The organism is Rhodococcus indonesiensis (assembly GCF_047782815.1).
Classification (GTDB): Bacteria; Actinomycetota; Actinomycetes; order Mycobacteriales; family Mycobacteriaceae; genus Rhodococcus; species Rhodococcus indonesiensis.
Window position 1 is genome coordinate 2,366,282 of sequence record NZ_CP180630.1, and the last position, 15,457, is coordinate 2,381,738.

Here is a 15,457-nt window from a genome sequence, read left to right on the forward strand (position 1 = left end):
GTGTGGTCGCGCCGAGAGCGATTCGCCTGCCGGTGGGTCCGGTCTCGGGAGGACGGCATCGGTTCCACGCCGACGTCGCGGCCAGCACGGCTACGACGAAGGAATCGACATGTACTGCCCGTATTGCCGGCACCCCGATTCCCGCGTCGTCGATTCCCGGGAGGCCGACGAGGGTGCTGCGATCCGGCGCCGGAGAGCATGCCCCCAGTGCGGCAGGCGGTTCACGACGGTCGAGACGGCGGTGCTGTCGGTCGTCAAGCGCAGCGGCGTCACCGAACCTTTCAGCCGGGAGAAGGTGGTGCGCGGCGTAGCTCGGGCCTGTCAGGGGCGAGACGTCGACAACGATGCCCTCAACCTCCTCGCCCAGCAGGTCGAGGACGCGGTGCGGGCCAAGGGGTCCCCGGAGATTCCGAGCAACGAGGTCGGTCTGGCCATCCTCGGACCCCTGCGCGACCTGGACGAGGTGGCGTACCTGCGATTCGCCTCCGTCTACCGGTCCTTCAGCTCTGCAGAGGATTTCGAGCGCGAGATCAAGGAGTTGCGCGAGCACCAGCACCGGCGCGAGACCGGGTCCGAGGACTGATCGCCCGGCGGGACACGGTGCCGCTCAGCGAATCGCCGCGACGGCCTTGAGGATCCGCTGCTCCGAAATCGGCCCACGGGTCCCGAGGTGCTGGGCGAACAGGCTGACCCGCAGCTCCTCGATCATCCACGAGATCGCCACCACATCGGGGGCGGTGGTCCGCTCCTGCGGCAGTCGTGCGAGCAGGCGGTCGTACTCGGCGTAGACCCGGTCCAGCACGTCCATGCCCTGCCGGTCGCGGTGCGCGCTCGCCGGCAGCGCTTCGAGCCGGTATGCCGCCGCGGCCAGATAGCGGGGCAGGTCGGCGAGCCGGGCACTGCCCAGCTCGGTGACGAATCCCTGGAAGAGTAGTGAGGCCAGCTGTTCCCGCACGTCCTCGGCAGCCTCGCCGCGCACCTTCTCGAGCAGTACTTCCACGTCGTGTGCACGCGCCAGGGCGGGCACGACGAGTTTCAGGAGCGCCGCGACCCGGTCCGGCAGCTGGGCCCACACCACCTTCACCAACGCGGTGAACTCGTCGGGTGTGCGTACCGGCTTGCCGTGCCGGACGATCGACTCGTCCACCGCACAGGCCCGGCAGTCCTCGAGCAGATCCTCGAACGAGCCGTCGGGGTTGCGTCCGAGCGCCAGCCGCTCGCTGTTGCTCAGACCCGTCGCCGCAGCGCGCGCCTGCACGGGGACCGCCTCGAGGAGCAGTGCCCGCAACCCGGTGCGCATCGCGGCCTGCTGCGCCTGCGGGGTGCTGAGCACCCGGACCGCCACGCCACGATCCTCGGAGACCAGCGTCGGGTATCCCGTCACGCGCTGACCGGCCACCGTGCGTGTCACCGTGGGTTCGAGGGTGCCGAGGGTGTCGGCTGTCCAGACCAGTGCCGGCGCACGTTCGGTGCTCGACGCCGCCCGCGAAACCTCGGCCTCGACGCGGGTTTCCAGCCGTCTGCGCAGGTCGGTCAGGCTCTTGCTGCGCGCGAGAACCGACCCTCGTTCGTCGACGGCGGCGAACGTCATCCGCAGGTGGTCCGGCAGCGCGGCCGGGTCGAAGTCGCCCGGCTCGATCCGTGTCGCACCGAGCCGCGACAGCTCCCGGGCCATCGCGTTGACGAGGGGCTCGGATCGGGCCCGGACCGACGCGAGGGCCGCCGCGGCGAAGTCCGGTGCCGGAACCACTTGGCGGCGAAGATGCTTGGGGAGTGTCTTGATGAGGGCAGTGACGAGCTCGACGCGCATGCCGGGCACCGACCAGTCGAAGCCGACGGGCCGGACCCCGGCGAGCAGTGCCACGGGAATGCGGACGGTGACGCCGTCCTCTTCCGTGCCGGGCTCGAATTGGTAGGTGAGGGGGAACTGCAGATCGCCCTGCCGCCACGCGTCGGGGTAGTCGCCGCCGAGGATCGCGGCGGCGTCCTGGTTGACCACCGTGTCCGGGGTGAAGGTGAGCAGTTCGGGATTCTTCTGCCGCTCCTTCTTCCACCACGTGTCGAAGTGCCGCGCCGACACGACTTCCGGTCCGACGCGCTGGTCGTAGAAGTCGAACAGGGTCTCGTCGTCGACGAGGATGTCACGCCGGCGGGCCCGGTGCTCGAGCGCCTCGACGTCGTCCAGCAGCGCGCGGTTGGCATGGAAGAACTTGTGACGCGTCCGCCACTCGCCCTGCACGAGGGCGTGCCGGATGAACAGCTCGCGGGAGGCCTCTCTGTCGATCGCCCCGTACTGCACCGGCCGTTGCGCCACGAGGGGGATGCCGTAGAGCGTGACCCGCTCGTAGGCCATCGCCGCCTCGCGCTTGGTGGACCAGTGCGGTTCGGAATAGGTGCGTTTGACCAGGTGCGGCGCAAGCTTCTCGGCCCACTCGGGCTCGATACGCGCCGCCGTCCGGGCCCACAGCCGCGACGTCTCGACGAGCTCGGCCGCCATCACCCAGCGCGGCGGCTTCCTGGCCAGCGACGAACCGGGGAAGATCCCGAACCGTGTTCCGCGCGCGCCGAGGAAGTCCCGCTTCTCGCCCTCGCGCAGGCCGACGTGCGAGAGCAACCCCGCCAGCAGCGACTGGTGGATCGCGTCGGGCCCCACGTCCTGGTGCCGGGTCTCCCAGCCGAGGTTCAGGGTGATCTGACGGAGCTGGCCCTGCAGGTCCTGCCATTCCCGGATCCGCAGCCAGTGCAGGAACTCGTCGCGGCACATCTTGCGGAACCTGCTGGACGACAGCTCCTTCCGCTGCTGCTTGAGGTAGTCCCACAGTTGCAGGTAGGCGAGGAAGTCCGAGCCCTCCACGGCGAACCGGGCGTGCTTCTCGTCGGCCACCTGCTGGAACTCGGCCGGGCGCTCGCGCACGTCCTGGATCGACAGGGCGGCGACGATGATCAGGACCTCGCGCAGGCATCCGTTGCGGTGCCCCTCCACGATCATCCGGGCCATGCGCGGATCGACCGGCAGCAGCGCGAGTTCGCGCCCGGTCCCGGTGAGCCGGGGCAGTTCGTCCTTCGCTGCCCGTTCGAGCGCCCCGAGTTCCTCGAGCAGCGCGATGCCGTCGCGGACGGCGCGCGGGTCGGGGGCTTCGACGAAGGGGAACGAGGCGATGTCCCCGAGTCCGAGCGCCGTCATCTGCAGCACGACCGAGGCGAGATTGGTGCGCAGAATCTCCGGCTCGGTGAACTCGGGGCGGGCCTCGAAGTCCTCCTCCGAATACAGCCGGATACAGATGCCGTCGGCGACACGGCCGCAGCGTCCGGACCGCTGCCGCGCCGAGGCCTGCGAGATCTCCTCGATCGGCAGTCGCTGGACCTTGGTGCGCACCGAGTAGCGGGAGATTCGCGCGGTGCCGGGGTCGACGACGTAGCGGATGCCCGGCACGGTGAGCGAGGTCTCGGCGACGTTGGTGGACAACACCACTCGCCGGCCGGTGTGCGGGGTGAACACCCGGTGCTGCTCGGCGGCCGACAGCCGCGCGTACAGGGGCAGGATCTCGGTGCCCCGGAGTTTGCGCTCGCGCAGGGCATCGGCGGTGTCACGGATCTCGCGTTCACCGGAGAGGAAGACGAGGACGTCCCCGTCGCCCTCGGCGGCGAGTTCCTCGACGGCCTCACAGACGGCGTCGACCGGGTCGCGGTCGACCAGTGTGTCGCCCACCTCGACCGTCAGTGGCCGGTAGCGGATCTCGACCGGATAGGTGCGGCCGGAGACTTCGACGATGGGCGCGGGCGTGCCGTCGGCCGCTGCGAAGTGGTTCGCGAACCGCTCGGGGTCGATCGTCGCCGAGGTGATGATCACCTTCAGGTCCGGTCGGCGGGGCAGCAGTTCCTTGAGGTAGCCGAGGATGAAGTCGATGTTGAGGCTGCGTTCGTGCGCCTCGTCGATGACGAGGGTGTCGTATCGGCGCAGCAGCCGATCGCGCTGGATCTCGGCGAGGAGGATGCCGTCGGTCATCAGCTTGATCAGGGTGGCGTCCGACACCTGATCGGTGAAGCGGACGGTGTAGCCGACGGTGTCGCCGAGCTCGGAGTCGAGTTCCTCGGCGATGCGCTCGGCGACCGCGCGCGCGGCGATGCGGCGCGGCTGCGTGTGCCCGATCAGGCCGCGCACCCCGCGGCCCAGTTCGAGGCAGATCTTCGGGATCTGGGTGGTCTTGCCGGATCCGGTCTCCCCGGCGACGATGACGACCTGGTGGTCGCGGATCGCGGCGGCGATGTCGTCCTTGCGCTGCGAGACCGGGAGGTTCTCGGGGTAGGTGACGGTCGGCGCGGCGGCCACCCGCGCGGCGAGCCGCAGTCGGGCCTGCTCGATCTCGTCGGCGATCTTCGCCAGGTCCCCGGGCCGGCGGGCACGGTCGAGCCGTCGGCGAAGGCGATGCTCGTCGCGCAGCGACACGTGGTCGAGGGCCGACTTCAGGTCACGGCGTGTCGGCCCGGGCGGGGTAGGGGAGCGCGGAGTCTCGCGTGAGGTGGACATGCTGGATGTACAGCCTAGCGAAGCGCGCGTTCTCGCTGCGCGCCGCCCGGCGCATAGGATGGCGGTTTCATCGCCGTTCGTGGAACAGGAGCAGATCGTGGGCGCGTTGTGGCACGGGTTCGCAGACATGGGTGTCGTCGAGCGGGACGGTGCGTTCGTCGTCGCGCGCGGCGAAGGCGCCTACATCTGGGACCGAGCCGGCACCAGGTATCTCGATGCCACCGCCGGCCTCTGGTTCGCGAACGTCGGCCACGGCCGCTCCGAGATCGGTGACGCGGTGGCAGCGCAGCTGGCGAAGGTCGCGCACTACTCCAACTTCGGTGACCTCGCCGCGGAGCCGACCGTCGAACTGGCGGAACGGCTCGCCACGATCGCACCCGTACCCGGCAGCAAGATCTTCTTCACCTCGGGCGGTTCGGATTCGATCGACACGGCGGCCAAGCTGACGCGCCGCTACTGGCAGGAGATGGGACGGCCGGAGAAGACCCTCGTCGTCAGCCGGGAGAAGGCCTACCACGGCATGCACGTCGGGGGCACGTCCCTCGCCGGGATCCCGGTCAACGCCGAGGGGTACGGGAGCCTCTGGGACGACGCCGCCAAGGTGTCGTGGGACGACGCGAAGTCGCTGCTCGCCCTCATCGAACGGGTCGGCGCCGACCGGATCGCGGCGTTCTTCTGCGAGCCCGTCATCGGCGCGGGTGGTGTCTATCTGCCGCCGGAGGGCTATCTTGCCGAGGTCCGCGACATCTGCCGCGAGCACGACGTGCTCTTCGTGGTCGACGAGGTTGTCACCGGATTCGGCCGCATCGGCGGCTCGTGGTTCGCCTCGGACCGGTTCGGTCTGGAACCGGACCTGATGACCACAGCGAAGGGCCTCACCTCCGGGTACGTGCCGATGGGCGCGGTCTTCGTGGCCCCGAAGGTCGCCGAACCGTTCTTCGCCGGCGGGGTGTGGTGGCGACACGGCTACACCTACGGCGGGCATGCCGGTGCCGCGGCGGCGGCCCTGGCGAACCTGGATATCCTCGAGCGCGAGAACCTGCTCGCCGAGTCGGCGCGACTGGAGCGGACCCTGCACGAGAAGCTGTCCCCGCTGGCCGAGCACCCGCGCGTCGCGGAGGTTCGCAGCGGACTCGGTGCCGTGGCCGCAGTGCAGCTCGCCGACGCGTCCGAGGCGCTGCAGTTCGTGAAGACTCTTCGGCAGCACGGGATTTCGAGCCGTGCGGCGGGGCAGGGGGCGCTACAGATCTCGCCGTCCTTCGTGATGACGGACGAGCAGGTGCAGGACCTCGCGGACGGGTTCGCCTCCGCCCTGGGGTGATCGGTGGCCGACGTGGCCGCCTCAGCGACGGACCCGGACCCGTCGGAGCCCGGTGCGGATCCGCGTGCACAGTCCCGTCGTCACCTCGTCCAGGGGCACCGCGCTCTGCGTGTCGTGCGTGGCCGCGACGCGGGCGTAGCGGTCGTGCAGCTTCGTGCGTACCTCGTCGGCGGTGTACGCACGCCGCCTGCGCTCGTCGCGCATGACGACTGCGCCCGTCGCGGCGACGCCGACCGCACCGGCCAGGCCGACGAGCTTCCACCACTGCCTGCCCTTCAATGCCATGCGCGCGAGCCTAGACCGCGCGAGATCGGGCACTCGCTGCACGGGTCTCTCTGTCCCGCCGGCGCGCAACGGACGGTGAGCCACGACGGTTCCACATGAGAGGCTGTCGCACATGCCGCAGCCGAGCCCGCCGAAGTCCAGGATCACCCTCGACGAGGCGGTGGCGCTGACCCGCACCGGGGACCTGTGGATCTTCCGCGGCACCAGCAATGCCGACCGGGCGATCCAGACGCTGACCAACGCCCCCGTCAACCACGTCGGCATGGCCGTGGTGCTCGACGACCTGCCACCACTGATGTGGCACGCCGAGCTGGGCAGGAGCCTGCCGGACATGTGGACCGGCCGGCACCACCGCGGTGTGCAACTGCACGACCTGCGCGCGGCGGTCCAGGTGTGGAGCGCCCGGTACGGCCAGCGTGGCTGGCTGCGCCAGCTCGACGTCGAGGTGACGCCGGCGCAGGAGGACCAGTTGCTGCGCACCGTAGCCCGGCTGGACGGCACGCCGTTCCCGTCGACGGGCCGGCTGGCGAGTCGCTGGTTCGCGGGCCGGCTGCCGTGGCGCACCCGTCCGGATGCGAGTCTCGAGCGCGCGTACTGCGCCGAGGTGGTGGGCGCGACTCTCGAGGCGATGGGCCTGCTCGAGCAGCGCGGACGCGGCAGCAATTGGTACGACCCCGGACGGTTCTGGAGCGGAGACCGGCTTCCGGCCGCACCCGGCGTCTCGTGGGGGCGTGAGATCGAGGTCGTGCCTCCCAGGAACGGGTGAGGGGCGCACGCTCTGGGTCGCCGCCGGGAGCCTGCGCCGCCGAATCACCCCGTTCCCCGGCCTCGCACGGTGACTTCGCGGGATCATGAGCCCATGTCACGTCCCGCCATCGCCCTGCAGGTCTACGTCCTCGACACCCCGGATCCGTCCGGGCTGGCCTCGTTCTATTCTGCGCTGCTCGGCTGGGACATCGACGACGCCGCCACCGACGACGACTGGGTCCAGTTGCGTGCCCCGGCCGGCGGAGGCCTGGCGTTCCAGCTGGCACCCGGATTCACCCCGTCCACGTGGCCGGACGGCAGGGTGGGGTTGCAGGCGCACCTGGACCTCGAGGTCGACGACCTCGAGGCCGCGGAGGCGTGGGCCCTGCGGCACGGCGCGACCCGCGTCCCGGGTCCCAACCCCAGCCCTACCTTCCGCACCTACCGTGATCCGTCCGGTCACGTGTTCTGCCTCGTGCGTTCGGGGTGAGCGGACGCACGCCGGGGCCCTGCGCGGGGCGTCCCGCGGTCTCCCCGCACCGCGACCGGTCACCCCGCCGGATCCGCTATCGGCGCCGCCGCGCACGTCCGGCGCTCTTCGGGCGTCCCGCATTGCCGCGGCGGGTCTTCGGCTTCTTGTCGCCGACGACCTTCTTCGGTTGCGAACCCTGGCGTTCCCCGCGCCGCTTCTGCTTCGGCTGGGACTCGTCCTGCCGGCCCCGCGAGCTGTTGGCGGTGCGACCCCGCACGATCCCGACGAACTCCTCGACCAGCTCGGTGGTCCGCTCCGACAGCCACACCAGTCCCACCTGCGACTGCGGGGCATCGGTCACCGGCCGATACGTCAGATCCCTGCGGTGGTACAGCCGCGCCAACGACTGCGGCACGACCAGCACCCCCACCTCCGAGGCGACGTACGATACGGCCGTCTCCGTCGTAGGCGGTCGCTCGAACGCCTCCTGTCCCGGCAGGTGCGCCCAGTCCAGCACGTCGTCGCGCGGATGCAGCACTGTTTCCTCTGCGAGATCCGCGACGTCCAGTTCCTCGACTGCCGCGACCGCATGCTCTTCGGGCACGACCACCACCGACGTCTCGGTGTACAGATTGATCACCGACAGTCCCTCGCGAGGCAGCGGCAACCGCAGCACCGCGGCGTCGACCGTGCCGTCGCGCACCGCGCTCTCGCCGGCGGCGGCCGCCACCGGCACCAGTTCCAGGGGGACGTCGGGTATCCGTTCCGCCCACACCCGCGCCCATTTCCCGGGGGTGACGCCGGGGACGTAGCCCAGCCGGAACGCCGGGGCGGACTTCTCGCTCACCCGCTCAGGCTAGCGGCCCGTGCGTCCAGCGGCCGCCGAGCATCGTGCCCCACACCGCCGTCGCGGCCAGCTCCGCGCCGGAGCGCGGCAGCGTGTCCGCGTCGAGCACCACCAGATCGGCGACGTCGCCGCCGGTGACGCGGGTCCGGCCGCCGGTGGACGCTGCCAGCGCGACGTGCAGTTCCAATTCCTGTTCGCGGTGCCAGACCCGGCCGTCGGGCAGGGTGCGGTCGATCGCGGCGGCCAGCGTCCGCCACGGATCGAGCGGCGCGACCGGTGCGTCGGAGCCGAGGACGAGGCGCGCACCCGCCGCGTGGAGCGTCGCGTACGGGAACGAACGATGCGTCCGGCCGGGCCAGTACCGCTCGGCCAGGTCCACGTCGTCGTACACGTGTGCCGGCTGGATGCTCGCCGCGATACCGGACCGCGCGAAGCGGGGGACGTCGCGTTCGGCCACGAGCTGGGCGTGTTCCACGCTGCCGTGTGCCCCGGTGGCGGCGAACGCGTCGAGCACGTGCTCGCATGCGTGGTCGCCGATCGCGTGGACAGCGCTCTCGAACCCGTGGTCGTGGGCGTGGCGCATCAGCGGCTGCAGTTGTTCCGGGGGCACCGACAGCACCCCGCGCTCTCCGTCGGGATACGGCTCGTGGCAGTAAGCGGTGCGAGTGCCCAGCGATCCGTCGACGATCACCTTCACGGGACCGACCGTCGCCAGACCTGCCGTGCCGGGTACCGCGTCGCCGGTACGCATTCCCGCCGCGATCGCAGCGCCGAGCCACCGCGGCCAGATGCCGCACCGGACCCGCAGATACCGCGTCCCGGCGCCGATGCGGCGTGTCCATGCGGCGAGATTGTCGGCGATCTCGAAGTCGACGACGCCGACGACACCGCGGGCCGCGGCCGCCCGGGCCGCGGCGTCCACGAGGCGGTCGCGCACCTCGGGGTCCACGCGCTGGATGTCGTTCATCAGCGGCATGAACTCGCTCTCGCGTAGCACACCCGTGGGGTGTGGATGCAGCGAGAAGTGTTGTAGCGCATAAGTATTGAACCAAGCGCAGTGCAGGTCCGCGCTCAGTGCGACAACCGGCCGGCCGGGGGCGATCGCGTCGAGCGCCGCCGCGGTGGGTGCATCCGGCCACAGCCCGTCGCGGAATCCGCGGGCGACCAGGACGGGAGTGGAGTCGACGGCCAGCCGGGTGGCCACCAGCGCGACCGCGTGCGCGGCCGACGTCGCGCCCGACAGGTCGAGCGCGGCCTGCGCGAGGGCCCACTGGTCGAAGTGCACGTGCGCGTCCCACAGCCCCGGCAGCACGAGTCGCCCCTCGACGTCGACGATCTCGGCGCCGCCCGTGGGATCCGCGTCGATGCGGTCGCCGCTGATCGGCAGGTCGACCGGGTCGGCGCCGGGGGCCGTGCGGGCATTGCGCAGGACCAGAGGCGACGGCACAGCTCAGCCCTCGACGATCTCGAACTCGTCGAACACGACCTCGCCGGCCGCATCGGATTCGGCGAGGTTCACCTCGCCGAGTAGCGCCCAGCCGTGGTCGCCCTCGGGGTCGGCCAGGGTCTGCCGGACCCGCCACAGGTCCTTCTCCTCGACGACGGTGAACAGCTGCGGGCCCCGCGCGTCGGGACCGGTGCCGATCTCGTCGTACTCCTCGAAGTACAGTTCGAGCAGATCGGCCCAGTCCTGCGCTTCGAGCCCGTCACCGAGGTCGGCGAGGGCGTCCCAGCGTCGGCGCGACGCCAGTTCCACCCGCTTGAACATCGCATTGCGCACCATCACCTTGAACGCCCGTGGATTCGCCGAGATCGGTTTGGGCACATCGGCGCCGAAGGCCACCTGCTGGTCGTCGGATTCGATGCCCGGGTTGGTCAGCGACTCCCACTCGTCGAGCAGGCTCGAATCGACCTGGCGGATCAGCTCGCCGAGCCACTCGGTGAGGTCTTCGAGTTCCTCGGTGCGGGCCGCGTCGGGAACCGTCTGACGCAGGGCCCGGTAGGCGTCCGCGAGGTAGCGCAGCACCAGCCCCTCCGAGCGCGCCAGCCCGTAGTGGCCGACCAGTTCGGCGAACGTCATGGTGTGCTCGACCATGTCCCGCACGACCGACTTGGGGGACAGGGGGAACTCCGAGACCCACGGGTGCCCCGCGCGGTACGTTTCGAAGGCCGGCTCGAGCAGATCCGCGAGCGGCTTCGGCCAGGTGATCTCCTCGAGGAGCTCCATCCGCTCCTCGTATTCGATGCCGTCGGCCTTCATCTGCTGCACGGCCTCACCCCGGGCGGCGTGCTGCTGGGCCATGAGGATCTGCCGCGGATCGTCGAGCGTGGACTCGATCACGGACACCACGTCCAGCGCATACGTGGGGGAGTCGATGTCGAGCAGTTCGATCGCGGCGAGCGCGAACGGTGACAGCGGCTGATTCAGCGCGAAGTCGCGCTGCAGGTCCACCGTCAGGCGCGCCGTCCGGCCGAACTCGTCGGGCTCGTCGAGCTGCTGCACCACGCCGGCCTGCACGAGCCCCCGATACAGCGAGATGGCCTTGAGGATGTGCCGGCGCTGGGCCGCGCGCGTTTCGTGATTGTCCTCGAGCAGATGACGCATCGCCTCGAAACAGCTGCCCGGCCGGGCGATGACGTTCAGCAGCATGGAATTGCTCACGGAGAAACGGGACGTGAGCGGCTCGGGCGAGGCGGCGACGAGCTTGTCGAACGTCCCCTCGCCCCACGAGACGAACCCCTCGGGCGGCTTCTTGCGCTGCACCTTGCGGCGCTTCTTCGGGTCGTCACCGGCCTTGGCGAGGGCCCGCACGTTCTCGATCTCGTGCTCGGGGGCCTGCACCACGACGGTGCCCATCGTGTCGAACCCGGCGCGGCCGGCGCGACCGGCGATCTGATGGAACTCGCGGGCCTTGAGCTGCCTGGTCCGGGTGCCGTCGAATTTCGTCAGGCCCGTGAGCAACACCGTGCGGATGGGCACGTTGATGCCCACGCCCAGCGTGTCGGTGCCGCAGATGACCTTCAGCAGGCCGTCCTGGGCCAGCCGCTCGACGAGTCGCCGGTACTTCGGCAGCATCCCGGCGTGGTGCACGCCGATACCGTGGCGCACCAACCGTGAGAGCGTCCTGCCGAAACCGGTGGAGAACCGGAACGCGCCGATCGCCTCGGCGATCGCATCCTTCTCCTCTCGGGAGCACATGCTGACGCTGGTCAGGGCCTGCGCTCGTTCCAGGGCGGCGGCCTGGGTGAAGTGGACGACGTAGACGGGGGCCTGGTGGGTGGTGACCAGTTCCTCGATCTCCTCGCCGATCGGCTTCTGGGAATAGGTGAACGACAGCGGCACGGGGCGCTCGGAGCCGGACACCTCGGTGGTGGGGCGGCCGGTGCGGCGGGTCAGGTCCTTCTGCAGGAAGGTGACGTCACCGAGGGTCGCCGACATCAACAGGAACTGCGCACGGGGCAGTTCGACGAGGGGCACCTGCCAGGCCCATCCGCGGTCCGGCTCGGAGTAGAAGTGGAACTCGTCCATGACCACCTGGCCGATGTCCGAGTCGGCGCCCTCGCGCAGCGCCAGATTGGCGACGATCTCGGCGGTCGCGCAGATGATCGGGGCACCGGGGTTCACCGAGGCGTCACCGGTCATCATCCCGACCCGATCGGCGCCGAACACCTCGCACAGTGCGAAGAACTTCTCGCTGACGAGTGCCTTGATCGGAGCCGTGTAGAACGTGCGCTTCCCGGTGGCCAGGGCGAAGAAGTGCGCACCGAGTGCGACCATCGACTTGCCCGAGCCGGTCGGCGTCGCCAGGATGACGTTCGACCCGGAGACCAGTTCGAGCAGCGCCTCCTCCTGCGCCGGGTACAGCGAGAGGCCGCGCCCGGTCGTGAAGGCGGTGAAGGCGTCGAACAACGAGTCCTCGTCGACGATGTCGGGGATCAGTTCCGGAAGCAGCACCGCTCCAGGCTAGTTGTTGCCGGCGGGACCGCGCCGACGCGCCGGACGACGGCGCTCGTCCGGTCGGCCGGTCGCGCGGGTGAGCGGGGCGCTCAGGTGGCGCTGCGTTCGTCGGCGCCCATTGCACCGAGCACAGCCTGCCGGGTGGCCGGACTGCCGGTGATCTGGTTCTCGCTGACGCCGTTGATCAGCAACTCACGCCAGCGTTGCTCGTCGAACACGAGAGGCGCGGTCGAGTCGAGGAATTCCTCGACGACCCGCAGGAACCGGATGGGATCGTCGCGGAACGGGAAGTGACCGGCGCCGCGGAAGATGTCGAGCCGGGAATTCGGCATCGCCGAATGCGCCAGGTAACCGTGGCTCACCGGGATCACGCTGTCGTGATCTCCCCAGATCAACTGCACGGGCAGGTTCTCGGTCAGGTAACAGCGGTCGAGCATCGTCACCACCTGGCCGCGCCAGTCCACGACGGCCCGCAGTGTGCGCAGGAACGCCTCGTAGGCGGTCGGATCGGGCAGTCCGCTCAGGACGCGGATCAGATCCGACGTGTCGTGCAGGAAGACACCGGGACGTAGCGGCGTGTCGTGCAACTGCCCCAGCAGGTCGCCGGCGACGCGTACCGCCGGCATCGCGCCGGGCAGCCGCAGCAGCTTGAGGACCTCGCTCAGGCCTGGCATGGACAGCAGGCGGAGGGCAGGGTGGACGTCCTTGGTGACGCCGCCCGAGGAGACGAGGATCAGCCGGTCCACCATCTGCGGGAACTGGTACGCGAACTGCATCGCGACGCCGCCGCCGAGGGAGTGCCCGACCACCGTGACGTGCTCGATGCCCAGCACCGACAGCAGATCTCGGACACCGTTGGCGTATGCGGCGACCGAATAGTCGGCGCGGGGCTTGTCGGAGCGTCCGTGGCCGAGCAGGTCGGGGGCGATGACCGTGTACTTGCGGGCCAGGTGCGGAATGACCTCTTGCCAGGTCGAGGAGTTGTCGCCGATCCCGTGGATCAGCAGCAGGGCGGGCCCCTCACCGGCGAGCCGGAACGCGCGGCGGTAGCCGTGGATGGTCCGGAAGACCACCCGCGTCTCCGCATCCGGTACCGGCCGGAGCGTACGTGTGCGTGATGAACCCATATGCGTCTCCTGACCGCCGGATCCTCGTCGACCTGTGGTGTTCGAGGCGCCGGACCGTCACCGGCCCGACCCTTCAGCTCAACTCGTCGAACCGAGCGTACTGACTGTATGTGACCTGCACAACGCGAAGGGTAACGAGAGAGTAATGATCCGGGGTCGGACCGGCGGCGATTCGAACCCGGTCAAGCGGGCGGTTCCGCCTCGCCCGGCCCGTTTCCGCCGCGATCGTCGTACTCGGCGAGGAAACGTTCGAACTCGGCGCCGATCTCCTCGCCGGTCGGCAGATTCTCGTCCGTCGGCAGCTGGGCGGCCTGCTGCTCCTGCGCGGCGACATAGCTGTCGTACTGCCGCTCGAGTCCCCGGACCACCGCCTGCACTTCCTCGTTCTGGGCGATGTGCTCGTCGATCTGCTCGCGCACCCGTGCGGCGGCTTCGCCGAGCGCGGCCAGGGGCAGCGCGAGCCCCCCGGCTTCGGCGACGTTCTCGAGCAGCGTCTCGGCGGCACCCGGGTAGTCGGTCTGGGCCAGATAGTGCGGCACGTGGACCGAGAACCCCACCGACTCGTGCCCGTGCTGAGCCATCCGCAGCTCGAGCAGGGACGACACCCCCGCCGGCACCTGCAGTTCGCCGGTCCAGCGGTGGTGATCGGCGATCAGGTCCTTGTTCGTCGAGTGCGCGGTCACGCCCAGTGGACGGGTGTGGGGGATCGCCATCGGGATCGCGCTGATCCCGATCGTGCGCCGGACGCCGAACTGCTCGGCCAGCAGGCGCACCGCCGTGATGAACCGCTCCCATTTCAGGTCGGGCTCCGCGCCGGCGAGCAGCAGGAAGGGAGTACCGGCGGTGTCGATCAGGGCGTACAGGTTGAGTTCCGGGGCGGCGTAATCCGAGAAGTGATCGGCCTTGAACGTCATGGTCGGGCGCCGGGACCGGTAGTCGATCAGCTCGTCCACGGCGAACGACGCCACGAGCTCGCTTTCGAGGCTCTCACGCAGGTGCGTGGTGGCGAGCCGTACCGCATGCCCCGCGTCGGCGAACCCTTCGAGGCCGTGCACCAGGACCGGGCCCTCGCCGTCCGCAGACGTCAGCCGGGGAGCAGGGAACTCGAGCTCGTACATGCGGGACTGATCGTCCATGCGAACATCCTCCGTTCGATCCGGGGCGCCGTGGTACCGCCGGGTCACCGGCGTGGCATGGTGGAGTTCGAGTCTAGTTGAACTGATGATCAGCCTCCGCCGGGGCGCGACCCGGCGGAACGCGACAGCGGAGGTCCGGTGGCACCCCACAGCGCAGGAGACGACGTCCGGCCGCCGCGCCGTCCCCCGACCCTCGGTCGCCGGCTGGGCACCGCCGCGTTCGGCGCAGCGCTGTTGCTCGTGGCCGGGTGCTCGTCGACCGTCGGCGGGACACCCCAGCCCGAGCCGGCCGCGCTGGCCACCACGGGCGACGCCGCCACCGCGAGCCGGCCCCTCGCCGAACTACTGCTGCCCCCCGAGGAGTTCCCCGAGCCGTACGACGCCGTGGTACTTCCGCCGCAGGCGGTCGCCCAGGCCGCTCCCGATCTCACGGGCGTGCCGGAGGGTGCCAAGGTGGATCCGCCGGGATGTCTGCCACCACCGCAGAACTTCGGCCCGGACGGGACCGCGATGGTGGTCGGCACGGACAACGACAGCCGGGCCACGATCTCGGTGGAACTCGTCACCGTCACCGACGGGCTGGCCGTCTACCGTGAGCGTCTCGCCGAATGCCCGGTCGTCGCGGCGACCCGCCGGGGCGTCACCGCCACGGTGACCACCACGATCGACCCGTCGGCACCCCCGGCGGCCCCGGGGGTCGAGACCTTCGCATTCACCCGGACCGTCCGGTCGGGGGAGGGCCGGGAGGTGGTCACCCAGTCGATGACCAGCCGCATCGCCCAGATCGGCGACGTTCGGGTACTGGTGACCTACATGTCCTTCGGTGCCGGGCCCGCCGACACCGACGGCCTCACCCAGGTCTTCGATGCGAGCGTGGAGCGCGTGCGCGCCGCGTGAGCGCAGCACGCTACCAGCGCCCACCGACACCGGGTGGTGTGGACTCCCGCAACCGCCGGAGTTGTCCACAAGCGGAGGACTCGTCCCCAGATTCGGCGAATGCGGGGCTCACGGTCCCCGGGGGGCGCCGACCGTCGGG

At 70.4% G+C, this 15,457-nt stretch carries 12 protein-coding genes; 5 read left to right on the top strand and 7 right to left on the bottom strand.

The window, feature by feature from the left end; genetic code table 11:
- The first annotated feature begins 109 nt into the window (after positions 1 to 109).
- Complete coding sequence (gene nrdR / locus ACM26Y_RS11060) at positions 110 to 583, top strand: transcriptional regulator NrdR (RefSeq protein ID WP_003935610.1); 474 nt, start codon at positions 110 to 112, stop codon at positions 581 to 583.
- Between the two features lie 24 nt (positions 584 to 607).
- On the opposite strand, the gene hrpA is transcribed toward nrdR, so the two are convergent.
- Positions 608 to 4,528, bottom strand: a complete 3,921-nt coding sequence (gene hrpA, locus ACM26Y_RS11065) for an ATP-dependent RNA helicase HrpA (protein ID WP_416063437.1) — start codon at positions 4,526 to 4,528, stop codon at positions 608 to 610.
- Positions 4,529 to 4,586: 58 nt separating this feature from the next.
- On the opposite strand from hrpA, the gene ACM26Y_RS11070 reads away from it, so the two are divergent.
- On the top strand, positions 4,587 to 5,849 hold the full coding sequence (locus ACM26Y_RS11070) for an aspartate aminotransferase family protein (RefSeq protein WP_416063438.1): 1,263 nt from the start codon (positions 4,587 to 4,589) through the stop codon (positions 5,847 to 5,849).
- A 21-nt stretch (positions 5,850 to 5,870) separates the two neighbouring features.
- Here the strand turns inward: ACM26Y_RS11070 and ACM26Y_RS11075 are convergent, their stop codons facing one another.
- Positions 5,871 to 6,134 carry a hypothetical protein gene (locus ACM26Y_RS11075; RefSeq protein ID WP_416063439.1) on the bottom strand — a complete coding sequence of 88 codons (264 nt, stop codon included), beginning with the start codon at positions 6,132 to 6,134 and terminating at the stop codon, positions 5,871 to 5,873.
- Positions 6,135 to 6,246: 112 nt separating this feature from the next.
- On the opposite strand from ACM26Y_RS11075, the gene ACM26Y_RS11080 reads away from it, so the two are divergent.
- Positions 6,247 to 6,900 (top strand): hypothetical protein, encoded by a 654-nt coding sequence (locus tag ACM26Y_RS11080; RefSeq protein WP_416063440.1) that lies wholly within the window; start codon positions 6,247 to 6,249, stop codon positions 6,898 to 6,900.
- A gap of 93 nt (positions 6,901 to 6,993) precedes the next feature.
- Positions 6,994 to 7,371 carry a VOC family protein gene (locus ACM26Y_RS11085; RefSeq protein ID WP_003935605.1) on the top strand — a complete coding sequence of 126 codons (378 nt, stop codon included), beginning with the start codon at positions 6,994 to 6,996 and terminating at the stop codon, positions 7,369 to 7,371.
- Positions 7,372 to 7,447: 76 nt separating this feature from the next.
- Here ACM26Y_RS11085 and ACM26Y_RS11090 read toward each other — a convergent pair whose 3' ends face one another.
- The 5 genes from ACM26Y_RS11090 to ACM26Y_RS11110 form a co-directional block, all read right to left on the bottom strand.
- Positions 7,448 to 8,200, bottom strand: a complete 753-nt coding sequence (locus tag ACM26Y_RS11090) for a LysR family substrate-binding domain-containing protein (RefSeq protein ID WP_416063441.1) — start codon at positions 8,198 to 8,200, stop codon at positions 7,448 to 7,450.
- Positions 8,201 to 8,204: 4 nt separating this feature from the next.
- Positions 8,205 to 9,647 (bottom strand): amidohydrolase, encoded by a 1,443-nt coding sequence (locus ACM26Y_RS11095; RefSeq protein ID WP_416063442.1) that lies wholly within the window; start codon positions 9,645 to 9,647, stop codon positions 8,205 to 8,207.
- A gap of 3 nt (positions 9,648 to 9,650) precedes the next feature.
- Positions 9,651 to 12,155, bottom strand: coding sequence for a DEAD/DEAH box helicase (locus ACM26Y_RS11100; protein WP_416063443.1), 2,505 nt, complete (start codon positions 12,153 to 12,155; stop codon positions 9,651 to 9,653).
- A gap of 92 nt (positions 12,156 to 12,247) precedes the next feature.
- Positions 12,248 to 13,285 carry an alpha/beta fold hydrolase gene (locus ACM26Y_RS11105; protein WP_003935601.1) on the bottom strand — a complete coding sequence of 346 codons (1,038 nt, stop codon included), beginning with the start codon at positions 13,283 to 13,285 and terminating at the stop codon, positions 12,248 to 12,250.
- 182 nt (positions 13,286 to 13,467) lie between these two features.
- Positions 13,468 to 14,421, bottom strand: coding sequence for a proteasome assembly chaperone family protein (locus tag ACM26Y_RS11110; protein ID WP_003935600.1), 954 nt, complete (start codon positions 14,419 to 14,421; stop codon positions 13,468 to 13,470).
- Between the two features lie 138 nt (positions 14,422 to 14,559).
- Between ACM26Y_RS11110 and ACM26Y_RS11115 the strand changes: the two genes are divergently transcribed.
- The gene (locus ACM26Y_RS11115) at positions 14,560 to 15,318 is read left to right on the top strand and encodes a sensor domain-containing protein (RefSeq protein ID WP_416063444.1); all 759 of its coding nucleotides are present in this window, start codon (positions 14,560 to 14,562) and stop codon (positions 15,316 to 15,318) included.
- Positions 15,319 to 15,457 lie beyond the last annotated feature (139 nt).

Excerpts from the sequence above, each read along its gene's own strand:
- nrdR (WP_003935610.1), top strand. The coding sequence starts at position 110 with ATGTACTGCCCGTATTGCCGGCACCCCGATTCCCGCGTCGTCGATTCC.
- hrpA (WP_416063437.1), bottom strand. The coding sequence starts at position 4,528 with ATGTCCACCTCACGCGAGACTCCGCGCTCCCCTACCCCGCCCGGGCCG.
- ACM26Y_RS11070 (WP_416063438.1), top strand. The coding sequence starts at position 4,587 with ATGGCGGTTTCATCGCCGTTCGTGGAACAGGAGCAGATCGTGGGCGCG.
- ACM26Y_RS11075 (WP_416063439.1), bottom strand. The coding sequence starts at position 6,134 with ATGGCATTGAAGGGCAGGCAGTGGTGGAAGCTCGTCGGCCTGGCCGGT.
- ACM26Y_RS11080 (WP_416063440.1), top strand. The coding sequence starts at position 6,247 with ATGCCGCAGCCGAGCCCGCCGAAGTCCAGGATCACCCTCGACGAGGCG.
- ACM26Y_RS11085 (WP_003935605.1), top strand. The coding sequence starts at position 6,994 with ATGTCACGTCCCGCCATCGCCCTGCAGGTCTACGTCCTCGACACCCCG.
- ACM26Y_RS11105 (WP_003935601.1), bottom strand. The coding sequence starts at position 13,285 with ATGGGTTCATCACGCACACGTACGCTCCGGCCGGTACCGGATGCGGAG.
- ACM26Y_RS11110 (WP_003935600.1), bottom strand. The coding sequence starts at position 14,421 with ATGGACGATCAGTCCCGCATGTACGAGCTCGAGTTCCCTGCTCCCCGG.